The organism is Micromonospora noduli, assembly GCF_003264475.1.
Classification (GTDB): domain Bacteria; phylum Actinomycetota; class Actinomycetes; order Mycobacteriales; family Micromonosporaceae; genus Micromonospora; species Micromonospora noduli.
The window spans coordinates 1,272,654-1,294,468 of record NZ_PYAC01000001.1; the positions used below are offsets into that span (position 1 = coordinate 1,272,654).

Annotated in this window: 11 protein-coding genes and 1 pseudogene; 4 read left to right on the forward strand and 8 right to left on the reverse strand. The window is 67.3% G+C overall.

The features are described from left to right. Positions 1-5: 5 nt before the first annotated feature. From MED15_RS05435 to MED15_RS05465, 7 genes and pseudogenes are all read right to left on the reverse strand, one after another. The gene (locus MED15_RS05435; protein ID WP_112734896.1) at positions 6-3,200 is read right to left on the reverse strand and encodes a non-ribosomal peptide synthetase; all 3,195 of its coding nucleotides are present in this window, start codon (positions 3,198-3,200) and stop codon (positions 6-8) included. Positions 3,201-3,335: 135 nt separating this feature from the next. Further along, a complete protein-coding gene (locus MED15_RS05440; protein ID WP_112602315.1) occupies positions 3,336-4,094 on the reverse strand; it encodes a thioesterase II family protein in 759 nt (252 codons plus the stop codon). Between the two features lie 150 nt (positions 4,095-4,244). Next, positions 4,245-5,258: a TauD/TfdA family dioxygenase gene (locus MED15_RS05445; protein ID WP_112726897.1), complete on the reverse strand. Its 1,014-nt coding sequence runs from the start codon at positions 5,256-5,258 to the stop codon at positions 4,245-4,247. Further along, on the reverse strand, positions 5,255-6,997 hold the full coding sequence (locus MED15_RS05450) for an ABC transporter ATP-binding protein (RefSeq protein WP_146763095.1): 1,743 nt from the start codon (positions 6,995-6,997) through the stop codon (positions 5,255-5,257). The genes MED15_RS05445 and MED15_RS05450 overlap by 4 nt, the downstream gene beginning before the upstream one ends. After that, positions 6,994-8,739: an ABC transporter ATP-binding protein gene (locus tag MED15_RS05455; protein ID WP_112583074.1), complete on the reverse strand. Its 1,746-nt coding sequence runs from the start codon at positions 8,737-8,739 to the stop codon at positions 6,994-6,996. Before MED15_RS05455 ends, MED15_RS05450 begins: the two co-directional genes overlap by 4 nt. A 58-nt stretch (positions 8,740-8,797) precedes the next feature. After that, a pseudogene (locus tag MED15_RS05460) lies at positions 8,798-8,971 on the reverse strand (MbtH family protein); the annotation flags it as partial. 46 nt (positions 8,972-9,017) lie between these two features. Continuing rightward, a complete protein-coding gene (locus MED15_RS05465; protein WP_167457594.1) occupies positions 9,018-10,394 on the reverse strand; it encodes a phosphotransferase in 1,377 nt (458 codons plus the stop codon). A gap of 579 nt (positions 10,395-10,973) precedes the next feature. Between MED15_RS05465 and MED15_RS05470 the strand changes: the two genes are divergently transcribed. The 3 genes from MED15_RS05470 to MED15_RS05480 are packed head-to-tail and all read left to right on the forward strand — an operon-like array spanning position 10,974 to position 16,182. Then, positions 10,974-14,135, forward strand: coding sequence for a non-ribosomal peptide synthetase (locus MED15_RS05470; protein WP_146766687.1), 3,162 nt, complete (start codon positions 10,974-10,976; stop codon positions 14,133-14,135). After that, the gene (locus tag MED15_RS05475) at positions 14,132-15,160 is read left to right on the forward strand and encodes a TauD/TfdA family dioxygenase (protein ID WP_112734898.1); all 1,029 of its coding nucleotides are present in this window, start codon (positions 14,132-14,134) and stop codon (positions 15,158-15,160) included. Before MED15_RS05470 ends, MED15_RS05475 begins: the two co-directional genes overlap by 4 nt. Further along, entirely contained in the window at positions 15,157-16,182 is a 1,026-nt protein-coding gene (locus tag MED15_RS05480) for a TauD/TfdA family dioxygenase (protein ID WP_112583070.1), read from the forward strand. Before MED15_RS05475 ends, MED15_RS05480 begins: the two co-directional genes overlap by 4 nt. Here MED15_RS05480 and MED15_RS33385 read toward each other — a convergent pair. Then, positions 16,158-16,412 carry a hypothetical protein gene (locus MED15_RS33385; RefSeq protein ID WP_167457595.1) on the reverse strand — a complete coding sequence of 85 codons (255 nt, stop codon included), beginning with the start codon at positions 16,410-16,412 and terminating at the stop codon, positions 16,158-16,160. The two genes, MED15_RS05480 and MED15_RS33385, sit on opposite strands and share 25 nt — an antisense overlap. A 45-nt stretch (positions 16,413-16,457) precedes the next feature. On the opposite strand from MED15_RS33385, the gene MED15_RS05485 reads away from it, so the two are divergent. Next, the gene (locus MED15_RS05485; RefSeq protein ID WP_167457596.1) at positions 16,458-21,689 is read left to right on the forward strand and encodes a non-ribosomal peptide synthetase; all 5,232 of its coding nucleotides are present in this window, start codon (positions 16,458-16,460) and stop codon (positions 21,687-21,689) included. Positions 21,690-21,815: the final 126 nt, after the last annotated feature.

Below are 21,815 nucleotides of genomic sequence, written 5' to 3' on the forward strand. Positions count from 1 at the left end.
CCCGACTACTGCGAAGAGTCGGCGGAGCCGACCCTGCCGCTGGTCCGCTCATCGATGACGGCGGCTTGACTCCGCACCGTGTTGAGCTCGAAGAGCTCAGCCAGTTCCAGGAGACCGGGATAGATCTCGGAGAGGCGCCAGAAGAGCTGGAACATGCGCAGCGAATTGCCGCCCGCCTCGAAGAACTTGTCCGTGACGTTCAAATTCGCGGTCGACTCCAGTGCCTCACGCCAGATCCCCAGGACGGCAGCTTCGGTCGGTGTACAAGGATTGGTCACGACGGATTTCCCCCATGCAGGACGGTCGAACATGACGACGTGATGGAGCAGCGCCTCGCGGTCCACCTTGTCGTTGGCGGTACGTGGCAGGTCGGGCAGCGAGATGAACTGGTCGGGGATCATGTAGGCCGGCAGGATGTCGGTCAGGTGCCGGCGCAGGGCCGGTGCCAGGGCGTCGTCCGCGCCACCAATCGGTACGAAAAAGGCGACCAGGCGCTTCGTGTGTCCCTCGTCCACGGCGAGCACGCAGCTCCGCCCAACCCCGGCGTACTGGTTCACGGCAGTCTCGATCTCGCCGAGTTCCACCCGGTATCCGCGGACCTTGACCTGTTCGTCGGCCCTGCCGAAGAATTCGATTGAGCCGTCGGACAGGTACATGCCGAGGTCGCCGGTGCGATACAACCTCGAGCCCGAGCGCCCGCTGAACGGATCTGGGACGAACCGCTGCGCCGTCAGGCCTGGACGCCGCAGGTAACCGTGAGCGATGCCGAGGCCGCCGACGTAGATTTCGCCTGTGGTGCCCACCGGCACCGGCTCGCCCCACTTGTCCAGGATGTAGCACTCGGTGTTTGAGATGGGCCGTCCGATCGGCACGGTGTGCGCCGAGTCTTGCGGATTCGTCACCGGGAAATGGGTGGCAAAGAGAGTTGTTTCCGTTGGCCCGTACACATTGGATATGCGGGTGTCCGGCAGCGCCGTCACGGCACGGCGGGTGTGTTCGGCAGACACCACGTCGCCGCCCACGAGTAACTGCCGCACCGATCGCAGGTCGGCCACCCGGTCATCCACGAGCAGGTGAAACTGGGGCGAGATCAGCAGGGCCACCGTAACCTGATGGCGCCGGATCGCCTCGACGGTGGTCTGCATCGATCCGTCGCCGTGCGGCGCGATGGCCATGGTGGCCCCGTTCAGCAGCGGGCCCCACAACTCCAGCACAGACGCGTCGAAGGACAACGAGGACTGGTGCAGAATCACCTCGCTCGGCTGCAGGATGGCGTAGTTCGCGCCGATAACCAGCCGGACGACGGCCTGGTGGGGGACGACGGTGCCCTTCGGGCGGCCCGTCGACCCGGAGGTGTAGATGACGTAGGCGGCGCTCACCGGAGCGCACGTACCAGCCGGCGGCCACCAGTCGTCAGCCCCGCCGACCGGCCGGCAGTCCTCTAGGTAAACGGCCGGGACCGTGCTATGCACCGGCAGCACCACGTCGTGCTGCGTCAGCAGCGCGTCCAGCCCGCAGTCCTCCATGACGAAGGCCAACCGCTCGGCCGGATAGTCAGGGTCCAGCGGCACGTAGGCCGCCCCGACCATCAGCACACCCAGCAGCGCCGCGACCGCGTCGATGCTCCGCCTGGCATGGACACCCACGAAGGCCCCCGGCCGTACGCCCATATCACTCAAGCGACGGGCGACGGCCCGGGCGCGGAGGTCCAACTCCCGGTAGGTCACCGCCTCGGCACGGAAGAGCACCGCCGTGCTGTCCGGCCGCACCCGGACCTGTTCGGCGAAGAGACCGGTCACCGTCTGGTCGGACGGCAGTGTCACCGCAGTGCGGTTCCAGTCCTGCAGGACCCGCTGGCGCTCCGGCTCCGACATCAACGGCAGCCGCGAAATCCGCTCGTAGAGGCGCCCTGGCAGGGAGGTCAACAACACCTCCAACTGGGTGGCGAGCCGCCCTGCGGTATCCGACCGAAGCCGGTCCGTGCCGTACCGGAGGTGACCCACGAGGCCGCCGCCGATTTCCTCGACGGTTTCGAGATTCAGCGGGTGCGGAGAGGCACCAGCCTCGTGTCCGCCGAGCACTGGCACGAACGTGCTTTCGTCCTGCCTGGCGCCTGACGCGGTGCGATGCACCGCCCGCACGGTGAAGGGCCACACCGCATCCTCCTCGCCGGCCCCCCGCAGGTGCTGGAGAGCTGCCGCAAACGGGGCGTAATCCCGCGTATTGGCGGCTTCCGTGGACCGGTGCAGCTGCTCAACCAGCTCGCGCATTATCGGATCGCCATCCAGCTTGACGCGCACGAACGCATCGTCAACGTATGGACCCACCGGGTCGGCGCCCTCCGGCGGTCCAGGCCGCACCGCGGTGCCGATGATCACGTCGGCGTCCCGGCTCCAGCGATGCACGAGCACCGCGAAGGCCGCCCGCAGCAGCACCTGTAGCGTCGTGGAGGCCCTTTCGGCGGCGGCCCGCAGGGCGTGCGTCTGCTCATCAGACAGGCGCAGGATGATCGTGCTGGTTGTGTACGTCGGGTCCGGCACCGGTGGATCGTCGTACGGGATGTCGGTAGGCCCTGGGAGTGCCGTGAGTGCGGCACCCGAGTCCACGGCGTCCACCGGCTCGAGGGTCACGGCCGCCGGTATCGCCGTCGGTAGGTCGCACGGATGATCGTGCGGCCCGGTGTCGTCACGCGCCTCGCCTGACAGCACGGCATAGCGCTCCGCCAGCTCCCCGGCCAGTACGTCCATCGAATCCGCATCGGCGGCGACCGCGTGGGCCGACAGCAGGAGGAGCGACTGACCGTCGCCCCACCGGATGACGTCGGCCCGCAGCAGCGGACCTCGCTCAAGGTCGAACTGAGCCTTGCTCAGCGTATCGAGCAGGCGGTCGAGGTCCTGGTCGCGCCGGTCGTCCGAGGAGCGATCGAGGCGGTGGACGGTCAGCGGCACCACTGGCTGTTTGGGTTTCGTCGACACGCCGGTGTCGGCAGGTGCGGCGCAGGCAGACCCCCCGGTCAGGCTGGGGTGCCGGCGGACCAGCTCGGCCAGCGACGCATCCAGCGCCTCCTGGTCCAGCTCGCCGGATCGGGCGAGCAAGGTCCGGCAGAGTGGTGCCGTTGCCGCCCAACGGCACCAGGACAGCAGGCGTCGCGGGAAACCGGCAAGGATGTCGTCCCCGTGGATGGGTTCAGACGCGTTCAAGATATGGTCCCATCGATCTGGCTAGTCCGCTGAAGTCGGGTCGCCGACGTTGAGGGCAGGGCGAAGCACTTAGGCCGTCCAGCCCGTCCACGAGCGCGTGTGGAAACGGCGGGTCGAGGACGCGGTCGGCCGTTATCACGGCGTCGCCTCCCGCACGGTCGCATGGCGTCGCAGCTCACGGGAGAGGTAGGACAGCACCTCGGCCGGCTCGTCCCGAACGAAGAAGTGGTCGCCCGCGAAGGTGGTGAGGGTGAAAGCGGACTTCGTCTCCCGCTCCCACAACCGTGCGCGGGCAGCAGTCACGCCCTGGTCGCCCTCGGCGACGAGGGCATGGATCGAACAGCTCAGCGGCTCCGGTTCGGAGTACGACCAAGCGGCCGCAAGTGCGAGGTCTGCTCGCAGAGGCGGCAGGACGACGGCCATCACCGCAGGATCGGCGAGGACCTGCTGAGGCGTGCCGCCGACAGCGGTGAGATAGGCGATCAGGTCGTCGTCCGACGGTGCCCACCCCGGAGTGGGCGCCGAGAGGCAGGGAGCGGCGCTGGCCGCGACGTAGACCGCACGTGGTGCGGCGACGGCTCGGGCACGCAGCTCGTGGGCGAGGGCGAAGGCGACCTTCGCCCCCATGCTGTGCCCGAAGAATACGAATGGGATCTCGAGCAGTGGCCGGATCTCGTCAGCGAGGTACCGGACGAGCGGCTCCATCCGCCGGAACGCCGGCTCCGCGTAACGTTCGGCCCGGCCGGGCAATTGCACAGCGACCGCGTCGACATCGTTCGGCAACCCGGCGGGCCAACGCGAGAACATGGCTGCCATGCCACCCGCATGATGGAAGCAGAACAGCCGGACACTGGCGTCGACATGTTTACTGAGGCGCAGAAAGGAATCACTCATCGTTACGCCCCGCCCCGCCCCGCCACGGGATCGGTCTCTCGGATTGATCGACGAGGTGGGCGTCGGAGATGGTCCTACCGTCGATGGCACAATCCAGCCCAGCCACGTGGTTCTGGTGTGCTTCCAAGGCCATGTCGGGATGCCTTCGCATCAGCCGAGGAGGCTCGCGTCAAGGTCTACAACGCGCAGACGACGCGTTCTCACCTCGGCGGACTTTTGCAGATCCTTGGTGATGCTTACGCGTTGCAGCCAGCGGTCGGTGCCGTCGAAGCGAGGGCTGTAGGCCGTACGTGCATGCAACGTGCGGTAGTTGTCCAGGATAAGTAGGTCACCGGCGGCTAGCGTGAGGTACCGCGCGGCGCTGGGGATGTCTCGCCGGAACGCTTCGAGGGCCTCGGCTGCGCCGATGTCGCCGGCCACCGCACACACCTGGTCCGTGTCGAGCCGGATGGTCAGGTTGCCGTCGGCATCCTCGCCCAGAATCGGCAGCATCGGTCCGTCCTCGGGGCGCCCGGACCCGCCGCTCGCCGGGTCCACCCCGATGTGGAAACGGGGCTGCATCAGAATCTTCCGATGCTCCGGGGTAACCGGCACTTGGTCAGGGTGGACGATGGCTGTTTTGGCGGACGGATCTGAGCGCACGCACAGGAGGGCAACGAAGTCGGCGCGCAGGCGGTCGTAGGCGTCCTCGGTGTGCCACTGAAGGAAGACTTTGCTGCCCGTGCCCTTCTGGGTGTAGGCGTCGGCGGAGATCGGTACAACATTCTGGACGACATTGCCGTCGTGCTGCCGTGCGAATGCGAAGACCTCGCCCAGGACGGACGCGACGGCCAGCAGGAAGGTCTCCGTCTCCCACGTCCTCTTGGCCAGCGCCTCGACCGTCCAGTCAGCCGGCGTCGGACCGAGCGTGGCGTCGGCGATCGGCAGGCCGCGCAGCAGCAGTGCGCCACGTCCGCTGAGCCGACTGCCGAACCGGATCAGTTCGCTGCGCACCTCATCGGGAAAATCCTCAACACACCGCTTCGCGTGCTCCCATAGTCGCTCCAACTCGGCGTCCGACCGGTAAGGCGAGAACGGGGCGGCCAAGAGGCCGTCCATCATTTCCCGGGCCCATGGCGCGGGAAGGTCGATCGTGAATTGGTGCTGCGTCCCGACTGATGTCATGCGCCCTCCTCATGCCACAGGTGCTTAATTTCAGAACTGGCGCGCAGCACATCTTCCAAAGTCCCTTGCGCCTCGATCCGACCGTCGGCCATGACGATGATGTGATCGGCCCGCTCCCATGCCACACGACGGTGGGACACTGCGAGACAGGTGCGCCCGGACACCTCCGCCAGTCGCTCCCACAGCCGACGTTCGGTGTCCACGTCCAAGGCGCTGGAAAGGTCGTCGAAGACCAACAGCTCCGGCTCACGAACGAACATCCGGGCCGCCGCCACCCGTTGCAGCTGACCACCGGAGAGCTTGGCCCCGCGCGGACCGACCAGGGTGGCGAGACCGTGCTCGAGGTGGTCGATGTCCTGTTCCAGAACCGCCGACCGCACCGCCAACCGCAACCGCTCGTCGTCCTCCGGCAGGCCGAGCAGGATGTTGTGCCGCATCGTGTCGCTGTACAACCGGGGAACCTGCGGGGTGTACGCGCTCTGCGGCGGTACGAAGAACTGCGCCGGATCAGTAACAAGCTCGCCGTTCCACCGGATCTCGCCGCCCTGGAGGGGTATGAGGCCGAGCAGCGACCGCAGCAATGTGGACTTTCCGGAGCCGACGCGGCCAGTGACCACGACGAACGTCCCGCGCTGCACATCGAAACTAACGTCGTGCACCCCCCTGGCGGAGTTGGGATGCAAAAAGGTAAGGTCTCTCACCTCTAGGCACATCAGCGGAACGCGACGCGGGGCGTCAACGTCGACCAGTCTGGTGGATGCCGACGTGGTGAGGCAGGCCAACGATCCCCCGGCAGGCAAGATCTCCTCCAGCCTGTTGAGTGACGCCACCGACTGCTTGTACATCGCCAAGTTCTGACTGAACAGCGACGTGAAGTCCGCGATCCAGCCCAGATAGGCAACGAACAATGCCAGTTCACCGACCGTAAAAGTGCCCTCGTTCATTTGACCCGCGACGATGATCAGCACCAGGCCCACACCGACGTGGGCGGTGTTCGTCCACAGCGACACCATGAACGTCTCAGTGAACAGCCGACTTCGCAGGGTCCGGCGGCGCCGCTGCTCGTTGAGAGACGTGAGGCGCGCGATGATCGGACGCTGAGCCCCAGCCAACTGGATCGCCTGCACACCGTTGAAGGCGTCACCGAGGAACGCGCTGACCTCACCGGCGGCGAGACGACTTGCCCGGTGGTAGTCCTTGATCCTGCTGCTCGCCAGATTGATGAGCACGCCGGCCGCCGCGAGCGGAACGAAGACCACCAGGGTCACCAGCGGGTCGATCGTCATCATCACGATGACGGCCAACAGTGCCTGGACACCCGCACCAGCCACCATGAGCGCGTAGACGAACATCTCCGCAATGGTCGTGGTGTCCCCGCCGAGTCGGCTGACGACGTCACCCACTGGTTTCCGCAGCGCGGCGGCGCCCGGCGCATCGAGAATGCGAGCGAAGGAGTTACGCATGAGCATCGAACCAACGGCAGACTCGACCTCGGCGTCCATGGCCACGCTCATGAGAAGAACCGTCACCCGCGCCACCGCGATACCGGCGAGGAGCCCCACCATGACCCAAACGCCGCTCGTCAGGTTCGAGCCGTGGGAGTACTGGTCCAGCACCTTCCACACCACGAGGGCGGGTAGGAGCGGGATGGCACTGCGAAACAACTGCAGCACGATATCGGTCACGTACAACTTCGGCGTAGCCCGCACCATGCGCCAGAGCGCCTGTCGTGGTTTCACGCCCCACGCTCCGCAGACAGTGCCAGCAGGCCGTCGGTCCCGGGCCGGACCAGTTCGTCCGGCCTGCCGTGTCGGACGGCTTCGCCGTCCTGAAGAACCAGCACGCGGTCGAGCCGCGTCACGGTCGCCAGACGGTGCGCGATCACCAGCGAGGTACGACCTTCGAGCAGCCGGGACACGGCCCGTTCGACGAGCCTCTCCGTGGCTGGGTCCAACCGTGAGGACGCCTCATCCAGGATGACGATGTCGGGTTCCCGCAGCAGGACACGAGTGAAAGCCAGCAGCTGGGCCTCACCCGCGGACACGCCCCGGTCATTGTCGATCGGTGTGTCGAGACCGGCCGGTTGCGACAGGTACCAGCCGGACAGTCCCAGGCTGTCGATTGCCGCCTCGATGCGGTGGTCCGGGATGCCGGCATCGAACAGGGTCAGATTGTCCCGCAGACTCGCCCGGAAGAGTTGCACGTCCTGGGTGACGACACCGATGCGGGAGCGCAGTTGGGCCAGCGTCAACTGGCGCACGTCGACGCCCCCGATGCGCACCGCTCCGCCGCCCACGTCGTACCCGCGGAAAAGCAGTCGCCCGATGGTGGTCTTGCCGCTTCCGGTACGCCCCACCAGTCCGAGCGACTCCCCTGGTGCGATATCGAAGGAGAGGTTGCGCAGGGTCTGCCGGTCGGGACCGTACCGGAACGAGACGTCAGCGAATTCGACCGAAAGCGCACCGGTCGGCAATGGAGAGCCGGAGCCCTCGGTCACCGCGCTCCGGGTGAAGTACAACTCGGCAATGCGCTGCATGCTCGCGGTCGCGGCCTGAAACTGATCGAGCTGTCGGGTGACCCGGAACAGCGTCATCGACAACAGGTTGGTGTACGTGTAGACCAGGTAGATCACACCGACGGTGACGGCGTCGCGCTCCAGCAGCACACCACCGACAGCGATGACGGCGGCGGACGCCATCGACACCGTCACCTCCAGCACGCTGGAGGAGTACCGGGAGCTGACTGACGCCTTGCGGTTGGCCACGCGGTACTGCTTGAGCAAGCCGGCGAGCATGCTCATGGCATACGGACGGGCACCGCTCGCACGCAGATCCTCGGTGACGCTGAGTTGTTCCTCGAAGAATCCGGAAAGATCGGCCCTGGCCTGTCGCAACGTCTTGAATTGGGGCACTGCGACGCCCTGTATCCGGCGCAGGGCGATCGCGCCGATGACTGCGAAGCTGGCGAGGACGAGGCCGAGGCGGAAGTCAGCGAGGAACGCCAGCGTCAGTATGCCGAAGATCAGCAGGCTACGCCCGATAACCTCGAACACGAAGCTGGAGAAGAAGGTCGCCAGCGCGGTTACGTCGCCGTCGACCCGCTCGATGAGTTCACCCGGGCGGTGCGACTTGTGGAAGGACATGTCCAGATCGAGGCAGTGCGCAGCCAAATCCGCACGAACGCCGTTGGTGGCCACCCAGCTGACGTCCTCGCTGACGTACCCGGCCGCGCCGACAATCACCTGCCGACCGAGGGCCATCGCGAGGAATACCAGTGCGGTCACCTGCAACACGGCGAGCTGCGCACCTGCCAGGGCTTGGTCGATGAAGCGAGCGAGCCACAACGGCACGAGCAGTTCGAGGACGATGTTGGCCAGGAGCAGGACAACCAGCACGCCGACCTTGCGCCACTGTGGGCCGAGATAGGTCCGCAGTAACGTGGCTTGTTGCCGCAGGACGAAACGTGGCTCAGTGGTGCCCATCTGACCGATCCGGCCCCACGCCCGTTGACGGCTGGGAGCCGCCGGGCCCGCCGAGCCCGGCCAGGTGCTGGCGCACACTCAGCGGTCGCATGTCCGTCCACACCTCCTCAATGTGGGCGAGACAGTCATCCCTGGTGCCGCGGTGCCCGGTCGCCAACCATCCAGCAGGCAACTCCCTGTCAACCGGCCACACGGAATACTGTTCCTCTTGGTTGACGACGACACGATACATCTCGTCGGGCACTGTTTCTCCCGGTACTCGTGGTGAATGTGGGCACTTACCCGGCGATGAAAGGCAGGAGCCGGCGCAGGTTAACCGGCACTGCGTACCGGTAGAACATGGCGCGATCTGGATCCAGCTCGGCGACGCTGTTTCGCCATTCTATGGCGCGATTGACGATGCCTGCGGTGACGGACAACCGCAGGATTTCACGGAGCTCGCTCTCATCGGCGAACTGCGTCCATTCGGCAAGGTACGCGTCGGCTATCCGGACGATTGCGGACTCCGCCTCTTCGGCTGGCACGGACTCACGCACGTCCCGGTAAACCACCGCAAGCGTCAGAAACGGGTGCCCAACTGAGCTCTCCGCCCAGTCGAATATCAGTGGACCCGCGCCCGGGCGCGGAGAAAGGAAATTCCCCCGCCAGGCGTCGCCGTGCACGAGCGTTTCCGGAATCGGCGCACCCGCCAACTGCTCGGTAGTTGCGGTGAACTCACCCACATATTTTCTGAGACGCTCGTATTCATCTTCCCCGAGACCGTTGGGGTCGTCCAGATACAACATCTCGGTGTCGGCGAGCAGCTCTTCGTAGAGCTTCGGAAGAACCGCCGCCGGGCGCCGCGGGCACCCTAGGGCAACGAGCTTGTCCGCGTCTGCGGCGAGTGCCACCTGCATCCGGGCCAACACCGGCATGACCTGCGTATATGCCTCGACGATTTCAGCTGTGTCGGCATACTCCGACTCCGGCCCGAAGTCCTCCGTCAGCATCCAGCCGCGCTCGGCGTCGACGGCGAGAACAGTCGGCACCTGGGCGGGGAACCGCTCGCCGAGCAACCGGGTCAGCGCCGGCTCGTGCCTGAACACCGGCGGGACCGCCTTGAAGTAGGCCCCCCCGGCAGTCGTCGGCACCCGCAACAAAGCCGACCACAGCCGCGAATCGACCTGCTGCACCCGGCCGGTCGGAGACAGACCGGATTCCACCAAGCGCTCGGCGATCCAGGTGGAGGCGTCGGCGAACCAGCCCGGGCGGGCCCAGGGCAGTCGCCGACCGCGGCATTCCGTAGAGGCTGACTCCTCGAACCAGGCCCGCAGCACGGCACGGTGCTCCGGCACGGCGAACGGCACGGCCGTCAGATCCCGCGCCGACAGCCAGGCCCCGTGGCGGAAATTCGCCGGCGGCGGTGTACGAATCTCGTGAACGAACACCCGTGATCCGCCCGCACCGAGCCCTTGCGTCGACTCTCGGAAGCATTCGAGTGTGATGACGTCGAGCCCGAAACTCCGCTGGATAAACGAATTGATCGCAGCGGCCTCGAAGTGCGGATGCGCCGGCAAGGAAAATCCATCGGATAATTCGGTGAGAAGCACCCGGGTCGCCGCGCCGCTATCGTACGAGATTATGCTGTAGCCGGTTGTTTCTTGTGGATCTGCCACCAGCCATCCTTACGCCTTGAGAAGCCCCCGCTTGCTGCCTGGCAGAAACTTTCTACCTCACCTCATGCACGCCAGTCAAGACGATGTCGCCACAAAAACGAACACTTACAGATAGCTCTTCCTTGGGCTCGCGACACGCTATAACGCCTGGTTGAAGCCGCACGAGACCCCACGAGCGGCAGTGCGCGAACGGCGACGCAACGCGTGACCCGCAGTTGAGTGAGCGTTAAGTCACGAAGCCACTACCGTCCGCTCGACGAGACCGTTACACCTTTTTCCGTCCTGACGGGCAGCGTGTACTGCGCTTGTTGGGGTAGCATCCATGTGGCTGCGCGGTCGTGTCCCACCGACCACCAAAGAATTACACCGCAAGAAGGCCGCAGCCGTTGAACAAGGGTACGGTCTGCGCTAAGAATGCCGTGCACCGAGAAGTGCAGGATTCCGACAACGACCGTCGGACGAAGGGTGGCGGCAACTGCCTCCCTGATAGCCGGGGCCAACCATTAAGCGGCACCGCCCAACCGGCAACCTTTCATTATTCGGCAGGTTTTCGCAACAGAGCGCTGGAGGAGACTCGCGTTGCCCGACACCTCACCAGGGTTCGCACCTCCTGCTGAACCGACCGCCATGCCGCAAACCAGCCTGCTGCACAAACTCGTCGAGCAGCAGGTGGATCGCAGCACGTACGCGGAGGCCTTCCGCTGCGGCGACGAGGTCGTCAGCTACGGCGGCCTGGACGAACTGGCCAATCGGATCGCGCACCGGCTGCTGGCCGACGGCGTGCGTCCGGAGGACCGCGTGGCGATCTGCTTGCGCCGTGGGCCAAACCTGATCGCGACAATCCTCGGTGTCCTGAAGGCAGGCGCGTGCTACGTGCCCATCGATCCTGCCTACCCCGCTTCACGGATCAGCTACCTTGCGCGGGACTCCAGGGCTCGCCTGGTCATCACCGAGCGGGAGCTGGCGAGTCGGGTCTCCGAGGTTCGCACCGTCCGGTGCATCGATGACTTGGATCTCGCGACGGCCCCCGCGCACCGGCCCGACGTGCGGGTCGATCCCCGCTGCCTCGCATACATCATCTACACCTCCGGTTCGACCGGTCGGCCCAAGGGCGTCGCGATCGAGCACCGGTCGGCGGCAGCACTCCTGCGATGGGCTCGGGACGCCTTTCCCTGGCCGCAACTCGACGGCGTGCTGGCCGCAACGTCCGTCTGCTTCGACCTCTCCGTCTTTGAGATTTTCGCGCCGCTGGCGTGGGGCGGTCGATTCGTTCTGGTCCCCGATGTGCTGCAGATACTGCGGCTACCTCCCGACGCGAAGGTCCGGCTGGTCAACACCGTCCCATCGGCCATGTCGGAACTGCTGGGCGTGGGCGGGCTGCCGGCCGACCTCGCGATCGTCTGCCTGGCGGGCGAGGCGTTGACGTCCGCGTTGGTTGAGCGGGTGGGCAGGTTGCCGCACGTGCGGCGGATCCTGAACCTGTATGGACCTTCGGAGGACACGACGTACTCCACCTGCGCCGAACTGGAGTCTGCTGATCCGGGCACCCCGTCAATCGGGGCTCCGCTACCCGGAACCCGGGCCTATGTCCTCGACGAGCAGCTCCGGCCTGTCCCGCCGGGTGCTGTGGGTGAGCTGTTTCTCGCCGGTGCCGGGCTCGCCCGGGCGTACTTCGGGCGGCCAGCGGAGACGGCTTCAAGGTTCCTGCCCGATCCCTTCGATCGCACGCCGGGCGGCCGGATGTACCGGACCGGTGATCGGGTGCGTCAGCGCACCGATCGACAGCTCGCATTCGTCGGCCGGACCGACGAGCAGGTGAAGGTCCGCGGCTACCGCATCGAACTCGGTGAAGTAGCGGCAGCGCTTCAGGCAGTTCCTGGTATTCGGCAGGCCGCAGCAACCGTCGTTACCGGACCTGGCGGCGACACTCGCCTCGTCGGATACGTCGTGGGCGACGCGGTCGTGGACAGGGCCGCGGTCGTCGCTCACTTGCGCACCCGCATTCCGGGGCACCTGATCCCCGCCCACATCGTCGGGCTCGCCACACTGCCGACGACCCCGAACGGCAAGGTCGACCGGGCAGCGCTGCCTCCACCTCAGTGGTCGACCGGCACGCGGGCGGTCGGAACCAGCACACCGTCCGGCGAGGACGAAGTCCACGCCACTTCGTCAGCGGTCTGGCAGGAACTGCTCGGCGTCTGGCCAGGCCGTACCGACGACTTCTTCGCCTTGGGCGGTGACTCACTGTCGGCCACCCGTGCGATCAGCCGGCTGCGCTCCCGCCTACACGCCGACCTGGCCGTCGGCGCGCTGTTCGAACACCCGACGTTCGACTCGTTCACGGCCCACGTCCGCGCGGCGCACCGCCGGCCCGCGCGGCCGGCGTCCATCACGCGGGCGGTGGCGGGTCCCCTCTCTTTCGGTCAGCAACGCCTGTGGTTCCTGGACCAGCTCACGCCCGAGGGAACGGCATATCTGATCACTGCGGTGGTCGAGGTCCGCTCCATGGGAACCGCCGCTCAGCTGGAGGCGGCGCTTGGTGACGTGGTTGCCCGGCACGAAGCGTTCCGGACGTCGTTCCACTGGCGCGGCGACGCACCCATGCGGCAGGCCCACCCACGGGCAACCGTGCCGGTCACGCGGGTCGCGGTCGCCGCGACAGTGGACTTGCAGGAGCAGCTCCGCCACGTCGCCGCGGACACCGCCGCCACGCCGATGGACCTGGAAACTGCGCCGTTGCTGCGGTGCCGCATCGTGGTTGTGGCCGGACGACCGGTCGCGCTGGTGTTTACCACACACCACATCGTCTTCGACGCGTGGTCGCTCAACGTGTTCGTCCGTGAGCTCGGCTCCTGTTATGAGAGGCGCATTCAGGGCAGTCCGCTTGCGCCGACCGGCTCGTACGCCACGGTCGACGCCGGCACCCGGCAACGGGAGTGGCTGGCCAGTGCCGCTGGGCGAGCGGCCCTCGACGCCATGGTCGCATCACTGCGTACCGCTCCGCATTTCCTCGCCCTGCCCACCGACCGGCCGCGCCCCGTCGACCGGGGCCACAGCGGCGCATTCCTGCTCTCCGCCCTCCCTGCGTCGGCTGCGAACGCGGCGTCGGCCATCGCCCGACGCCACGGTGCGACCCTGTACATGGTTGGCCTTGCAGCGTTCGCCGCCCTGCTCGGCACATGGTCGGGGCAAGGACAGATGGTGATCGGAACCGCGTTCGCCGGACGCACCGACCTCGCCACCGAAGAGCACATCGGATGCTTCGTCAACACCGTCGCGCTGTGCATCGACGCGCGGCCTGACCTGGGGTTCGGCGTGCTGCTCGCGCAAGTCCGGGAGACCGCTCTGTTCGGCCTTGCTCACCAGGACGTGCCGTTTGAGAAGGTGGTCGAGCGGTTGCAGCTTCCGCGCACGACAGGACACCAACCACTGGTCCAGGTCGCGTTCGGCGTGCAGAACACCGCCCCCGCCACCTACGAGGGTGCCACGGTCGGGCTGCGGGCCTGGGAGGTCCAGTCCCAGGACGCGCGCTTGGACCTCACCCTCTGGCTCGAACAGAAGGACTCACAGGTTGAGGCGCTCTGGACGTACAGCACCGAGCTGTTCGGCCCGGCCACGGTCGCCCGATTGCATCATCGCTTCGGGCACCTCCTGGCCGCCGCCGTCGAGGACGAGCACCGACCAATCACGGAGCTCGTCGCCGATTCTGACCAGACTTACCGAGACAAGGAGCGCCGATGACTGACGACACCCAGCGGCGACCGGTCATCCGACGGCGCGACCCGGTTCGTGAGTCCGTTTCGGTTCACCGCGAATGGCACGGTTCGACGCTACCTGCCCTCGTCAGAGCCCGAGGCCTGGACGTCGACCTGCAGCAGTGGATCCGCGACCACTCCGACACCGTCGACGCGCTGGCCCACGCGGCGGGGGCCGTGCTGTTCCGCGGCTTTCCCGTCACCGAGGCTGCGGATTTCCGCCGCGCCATGGACGCCCTGTCGAAAGAGGTGCTCGGATATGGCGAGCGTTCGTCGCCGCGCAGCGAGGTGGTGTCTGGCGTGTACACGTCGACGGACCACCCTCCGGATGAGCCAATCGTGCTGCACAACGAGCAGTCGTACACGCTCGACTGGCCGATGCGGATCGTCTTCTGCTGCACTATCGAGCCGGATGCGGACGGCCGTACCCCGCTGGCGGACAGCCGCCGGGTACTCGCCAGGCTGCGTCCCGACGTCGTCTCCAGGTTCACCCGAACGGGTATCCGGTACGTCCGCAACTACCTTCCGGGCATTAGTCTGTCCTGGCAGGAGGCGTTCCAGACGGAACGGCGGGACCACGTCGAAGAATACTGCCGCGCGGCGGACATCAGGTGGGAATGGCTCGGCGCCGACCACCTGCGAACCACCCAGGTTCGTGCGGCCGTGCGTACCCATCCCGTGACGGGCGAAGCCAGTTGGTTCAACCACGCGCTGTTCTTCCACGTGAGCTCGTTGCCCCCCGAGGTGAGCGAGGAACTACGGACCGCGCTTCCCGAGGAGCACCTTCCCTACAACACGTACTACGGCGACGGTCAACGGATCGACGACGAGGTCTTGGGCGAGCTACGCGCGGCGTACGACGCGGAAACGATCGCCTTTGACTGGCGGCAGGGCGACGTGCTGCTCGTGGAGAACATGCTGGTCGCCCATGGAAGGGAGCCGTACCGTGGGCGACGACGGATCCTTGCGGCCATGTCCGATCCGTACTCCTCCGCCGGTGTCCCGGCATGAGTACGTCGCGGGTCGGCTCGGGACCCCGTCGGCGCTCCGATCGCACCACGCGCTTGACACCTGTCCGGCGCAGTCCCCTGCACGACACATTCGGACTTTTGTTTGAGGCCAGGGAGCCTGACCTCGACCTCGCTGCCTTCCTGGATGGGAACCAGCCGCAGGTCCTGGCCGACCTGGACCTGCACGGCGCGATTCTCTTCCGTGGCTTCGCGGTGAACTCGCCCGGCGAGTTCGGCGACGCGGCGCGGGCGCTCAGTCCCGAGCTCCTCAAGTACCTGGAACGGGCGGCACCACGCAACGAGGTAGCAGACGGGGTCTTCACGTCGACCGAGCTCGCGGCCGACCGGTGGATCGAACTGCACCACGAAATGTCGTACGCCCACAGCTGGCCGAGCCGTCTGTACTTCTACTGCGAGGTGGCGGCCGATCAGGGTGGCGCCACGCCGCTCGCGAGCGAGCGGACGGTTGTGCCGGCGATCCCCACCGAAATCCGGGAGCGCTTTCTGCGGCACGGTGTGTGCTACGTCCGCAACTACGGTCCGGATCTGGATCTGCCCTGGCAGGAGGTTTTCCAGACAGTGGATCGTACGGTGGTGGAGGCTTACTGCCGGGCGTCCGGCGCCGAGTTCACCTGGACCGGGCGAGACGCCCTGCGGACGCGATCTGTCCGCCAAGCCATGGCCCACCATCCCCGCACCGGGGAGGCCGTCTGGTTCAACCACGCCCATCTGTTCCACGTCGCGGCCATGGCGCCCGAGGTCGCGGCGACGTTGGTCAACGAGGTGGGCATCGAGGGTCTGCCCCGCAACGCCTACTACGGGGACGGGCAGGCCATCGATGACGAGGTCATCACCCTCATCCGCTCGCTGTACCAAGAAAGCGCCATGACCTTCTCCTGGCAGCGCGGTGACGTGCTCGTCGCCGACAACTTTCTCGTAACTCACGGGCGGGAACCGTTCACCGGTGACCGCCGGGTTCTCGTGGCCATGTCCGACCTCTACGTGACACAGGAAAGCTCGTGAATCAAGCCAGCGGATACCGTCTCTCGCCCGCCCAGCGTCAGCAGTGGGCGCGAACCCAGCGTCACTACGATCGCCCGATCTCGGCACGGCTCGGCCTCGCCGGGCCCGTCGACCGGGCCCGGCTGCGAGCCGCCCTCGACGCGGTGACCGCACATCACGAGGCGCTTCGACTGCGCCTCGTCGCCACCCGCGACGTGCGAGTACCGGTACAGTTCGTCGACGACGACCATCGGGTCGCTCTGCACGAACGGTCGGCCCCCGCAGCGCCGGATCCGATGACTGATCCGGTGCAGGTCATCGTCAGCGACGACGAACTGGTCGTGGCGGCCTCGCCGCTCGTGTTGGATTCGGCCAGCATCACGGTCGTGCTCCGCGACATCGCAGCCTGCTACGGCGGCGTCGAACTGCCCCACGATCCCGACCGGCTGCAGTTCCTGGACGTCTCCGAGTGGTTGCTGGAAGAACGCGATGTCGCCCCGCGGACCGGCACGCCGAGCGAGGCTGCCGGAACGCGTGCGCTCGAACTCCCCGTCGTCACCGAGAACGGCGCGCCCGACGCGGGGCGAGAGCATGCTGAGCTGCGCATTGACGTGCATGGCGCAGAGCTGGCAAGGCTGTTGCGAACGGCCGAGGCCCATGACGGCGACGTGGAGACACTCCTGCTCGGGGCCTGGCTGACGGCCCTGGCCCGGTACGTCCCCGCGGAGCCCGCGGACGGCGGCACCTCGGGGGACGCGCTCACCGTCGCGTGGTACGACCCTGCCCGATCGGCCGACGGTACCGCAGACGTCGTCGGCACTCTGGGATGTTGGGCATCGCTGGCGCTGCCGCTGCCGCTGCCGGCCTCTGTCAAGCAGCTACTCGCGGCCGTCACAGCCGCCCGCGCGGCCGTCGCGCCGGAAATGGCGTCAACTGACGTGGTCGAAGGACTCGTTGGCGTGCTCGCAAGTTTCGCCACGACTCGGCTGCCGAGTGCGACCGCCTTCGAGCCCCTGCCCGTCAGCGGCGTGGCGATCGATCCCCCTGCGGCCTTCGGACCGATCCACCTCCAGTGCGTGCTCAGCCCGGAAGGCTTGGAGCTGACGCTGCACGGCGAGTTGCCCGCGCCCCGGCGAAACAGCGCGCGCTGGCTTTTGCAGAGCGTCGCCGAAATCCTGCGCACCCTGGCTGTGGCGGACGACGACGCGTCGCAGCAGCTGATGGGAGCCGATGAGGCCGACGTGCTTCGGCGCTGGGCTGGCACGCCGACCAACGAGACACCGGAGACGCTCGTCCGGCTGCTCGACCGCGGCATCGCTCAGGCCGCTCCTGACACCGCGGCCGTGGTGGCCGACGACGGCAATCTGACGTTCCGGGAGCTGGACGCCGCCGCCACCGCCGTCGCCCGACACCTGACGGCGCTCGGTGTGCGGACCGAAGACCGTGTCATGCTGCTCGCCGCACGCTCCCGCTTGTCGGTCGTGGGGTTGCTGGGCGTGCTGCGCGCCGGCGCCGTGTACGTCCCCGTGGACCCGGACCAGCCGGAGGAGCGAATCCGGCTCTTGGCGCGTGCCGTGGACCCCCGGGTCGTACTCGGTGGCCCGGCCCAGGGTGAGCTGCTTGCTCGCCTCAGCCACGAGTTCATCACCGCCGACCTCGAGGCACGGGCCGACGACGGCGGCATCGCCGACGCGGTGGTCGAGCCCCACCATGGCGCCTACATCATCTTCACGTCCGGCTCGACAGGTGAACCGCGGCCGGTCGTCGTGGAGCACCGCTCCGCTGCGCACCTCTACTCGGCGCTGCGCCAAGTGGTGTGCGGGTCCGCCGACGGGCCACTGCGGGTGTCGGTGAACGCACCCCTGAGCTTCGACGCGTCAATCAAGCAACTCATCCAACTCGCCGGCGGCCATACGCTCTGCGTCGTACCGGACGAGGTCCGCCACGACGGCAAGGCCCTACTTAGATTCCTCGCCGACAACGAGGTCGACGTCTTCGACTGCACGCCTTCCCACGTCCGGATTCTGCTGGACGTGCTCGACGACTCCGTGCGGTGGCCAGCAACGCTGCTCGTCGGCGGGGAGGCGATCAGCGAGGACCTTTGGCAACGCCTGGCGGCGATCGACAACGTGCGGGCAATCAACCTCTACGGCCCAACTGAGTGCGCGGTCGACGTCACCGCAGCGGAGATCGTGGCTGACGCGGCTGTGTCGATCGGTCGTCCACTGCCCGGGACGTGCGTATGGATCCTCGACGAGAACCTGCGGCCGGTACCACCGGGAGTCGCGGGTGAGCTCTGTGTCTCGGGGCCGCAGGTAGCGCGGGAGTATCTGGGCGCCACTGCTGCCACGGAGCAACGGTTCGCCATGGCCGGGGTGCCTGACGGCCGCCGCGTGCGGGTGTACCGCACCGGCGACCGGGCGCGTTTCCTCCCGGACGGTACGCTGTTGTACCTCGGGCGCCTGGATGACGAGGTGAAGGTGCGCGGCCACCGAGTGCAGCCGGCCGAGGTGGCGGCCGTCCTGGCCCGGCACCCCGACGTCGACCAGGCCGTGGTGGTGGCTCGCAACGACGAGACGACCGGCGAGCCGCAGCTCGTTGCCTATGCCGTGGCGAAGCGCGGCGGCGTCGCAGTGGTCGATCCCGCCAAGGTGGACGGCCTCAACCCACACGAAACCCGGTACCTGTACAACGAGATCTTCATCCAACGGGTGTACCTGCGCGGCGGGGTCGTTCTCAAGCCCGGCGCTGTCGTCTTCGACGTCGGGGCGAACATCGGCATGTTCTCGCTCTTCGCGCACGCCCAATGTCCCGATGTCGCGTTGTACGCGTTCGAGCCGCTGGCCCCCGCGTTCAACAAACTCGAGAGCAACCTGACCCGGCACGGCGTCGCGGCGCACCGCTTCCCCTTCGGTCTGTCTGCTGAAGAGAAAGACGTCGCCTTCACCTATTACCCCGGCTATTCGATGATGTCCGGGCAGAGCTCCTACGCCGATCCCGATGCCGAGATCGACGTCATCAAACGCTATCTGGCCAACGAACGGGCACAGGGGGCGGCAGGTCGCGACGATCTGCTCGCCGAGGCCGGCGAGGTGCTGGCCGACCGGTTCGACGGTGTCGAGCACCAGTGCAGGTTGCGCCGGCTCTCCGACGTGATCGACGAGCAGGGAGTCGAACGCATCGACCTGCTTAAGATTGACGTGCAGCGTGCCGAGCTGGACGTGCTGCGCGGCCTCGATGACCGCCACTGGCCGCTGGTCCAGCAGGTGACGATGGAGGTTCACGAGGCACCGCGAACACCGACCGCCGGGCGGCTGGCCGAAATCACGCGGCTGCTTGAGAGCCACGGGTTCACCGTCGCCGTCGAACAGGACATTCTGCTCGACGGCACCGACCGCCACTCCCTGTACGGCGTCCGGCCCGGCTATGCGGGCCGGGAGTCATCCATGGTGGAGAACTCCGTCACCATCAGCCCGCCGCCGCCGATCGCGGCAAAACCCGGGGCGTTACGCGACTGGTTGGCCGAACGGCTCCCTCAATACCTCGTGCCCGCCTTCGTCGTGGTTCTGGACGCCCTCCCCCGTACGCCTCGGGGAAAGCTGGACCGCGCAGCATTGCCAGCGCCCCACGGGGAGCAACCAACAGTTACGCCGGCCGCCGCAGAGAACCCGATGGAACAGGTGCTCGTCGAGGTCTGGTCGGAGCTCCTGGGTCGCACCGACGTGGGTGTGGAGGATGACTTCTTCCAGGTCGGCGGCGACTCGCTGCGCGCGATCCGGATGCGGGCGGCGGCCGCCCGGCGTGGCGTCACGTTCCCGCTTCGCCAAGTCTTTCGGCACCACACGATCCGTGCACTCGTCCGTCACGGTGGGGCGTCGATGTCGGCGAGCGCCGAACGACAGACACAACCGGGTGACAGCAACTTCCGGCTGGTTCGCCCGGCAGACCGGACCAGGTTGCCCGGTGACGCCGAGGACGCGTACCCCCTCACGGCGTTGCAGCTCGGCATGGTATACCACACCGAGATGACGGGCGGCAGCAGCGCCTACCACGTCGTCACCGTCCATGAGATCAACTGCGGGCTGGAGCCGGACGCCCTGGCCGCGGCCCTCGCCGGGGCGAGCGCCGCCCACCCGGTGCTGCGCACGTCGTTCGACCTCGGGCGCTACAGCGAGCCGCTCCAGCTGGTGCAGCGGTCGACGCTCATCCCACTCAGCGTCGAAGACGTCAGCGGGCTCGACGAGGCGGGACGGTCCCGCCGCATCGCCACAGTCGTGGACGAGCAGCGCGCACAACCGTTCACATGGGCGACGGCACCGTTGGTACGGATCCAGGCCCTTCGCACTGGCCCCGACTCGTCCACCCTCGTCGTCACACACCACCACGCGGTCATGGACGGGCTGAGCCTCAACCTGTTCCTCGACGACGTGCTCGAGCGGTACGACCGGCATCGGACGGGCATCACCAACGAACGCCGTACCGAACCGGCGCTGCCGTTCTGGCGGCACGTGCAGCTCGAGAGTGAGGCCCGCCACCGCGAGGAATCGCGCCAGTACTGGCGGCAGGCGCTGCACGGCGCACAGCCGGCCCGCCTCGCGCCGTCGGCCGAGACGGACGCCTCGGACATCCCTCGGATAACCGCGCTGTGGGTGGAGCCGCTACCGGCCGGGCTCGGCAAGCGGCTCGGTGAGGTCGCCGCAGCCAGCGGCTTACCGCTCAAGTCACTGCTGCTGGCGACGCACGTGCGAGTCCAGGCCGAGGCGACCGGCCGAGCGGACCTGTTGACCGGCCTGGTGGTGAACTGCCGGCCGGCGGAGACGGGCGGTGACAAAACCCTCGGACTGTTCCTCAACACGTTGCCGGTACGCCTGACGGTCGGTCCGGACAGCCTTCTGAGCCTCGCGGAACGGGCGTGGCGCGCGGAGCAGGACCTCATGGGCCACCATCTCGTTCCCCTGACGGAGGTGGCACTTCTCGCCGGTCAAGGCACCCTGTTCGACGTCTTCTTCAACTACACCCGGTTCGACGGCGCGCGCGGAGCTGCGATCACACACCGGCGTGGCCAGGAGGACAGGCCGGTGGACGTCGCCTTCACGCTCGCCGTCGACTGTGCGATCGACCCGCAGGACGACTCGTTGCACCTGGAGTTGCAGTACGACGCCCGCTGGCTGTCCGGCTACCGGGTACAGTCACTCGCTGCCCGCTACCGCGAGCTGTTGGAGGGGCTGGTGCGCGCCCCGGAGCAGCCGCTGCCGGACCTCGCCGCCTCCCCGGCGGTCGACGGCGGCGGGCCGGTATGGGCCGACCGGTTGTCCGACCTCTGGCAAGAGACCACAGGTACGGCGCCGAGCGGTGACGCCGACTTCTTCACCAGTGGCGGAAGCTCGCTGTCGGCCCTGCGGTTGACCGCGATCCTCCGGGACCGGCACGGCGTTACGGTGGACCTTGCGGAGATCCACCGTAACGCGCGCTTCGACACGCTGGTGGCTCTGGTCATGGCAGAGGCGTCCCGGCAACGCGTGAACTAGCCCGGCCGTGGCACGCGTCGCCCGACGGGTGCCACGGCCGGGCTCCTGACTGGCTCGTCCGGTGCCCGAAAACCACCGACGGAGCTGTGGGCGATGACGAAGGACGACGTACAAGAGGACGGTGAG

Bases quoted from the DNA above. Each gene is read 5' to 3' on its own strand.
- MED15_RS05455 (WP_112583074.1), bottom strand. From the start codon at position 8,739: ATGGGCACCACTGAGCCACGTTTCGTCCTGCGGCAACAAGCCACGTTA.
- MED15_RS05440 (WP_112602315.1), bottom strand. From the start codon at position 4,094: ATGAGTGATTCCTTTCTGCGCCTCAGTAAACATGTCGACGCCAGTGTC.
- MED15_RS05475 (WP_112734898.1), top strand. From the start codon at position 14,132: ATGACTGACGACACCCAGCGGCGACCGGTCATCCGACGGCGCGACCCG.
- MED15_RS05445 (WP_112726897.1), bottom strand. From the start codon at position 5,258: ATGACATCAGTCGGGACGCAGCACCAATTCACGATCGACCTTCCCGCG.
- MED15_RS05480 (WP_112583070.1), top strand. From the start codon at position 15,157: ATGAGTACGTCGCGGGTCGGCTCGGGACCCCGTCGGCGCTCCGATCGC.
- MED15_RS05485 (WP_167457596.1), top strand. From the start codon at position 16,458: ATGACTGATCCGGTGCAGGTCATCGTCAGCGACGACGAACTGGTCGTG.
- MED15_RS33385 (WP_167457595.1), bottom strand. From the start codon at position 16,412: ATGGTCGTCGTCGACGAACTGTACCGGTACTCGCACGTCGCGGGTGGC.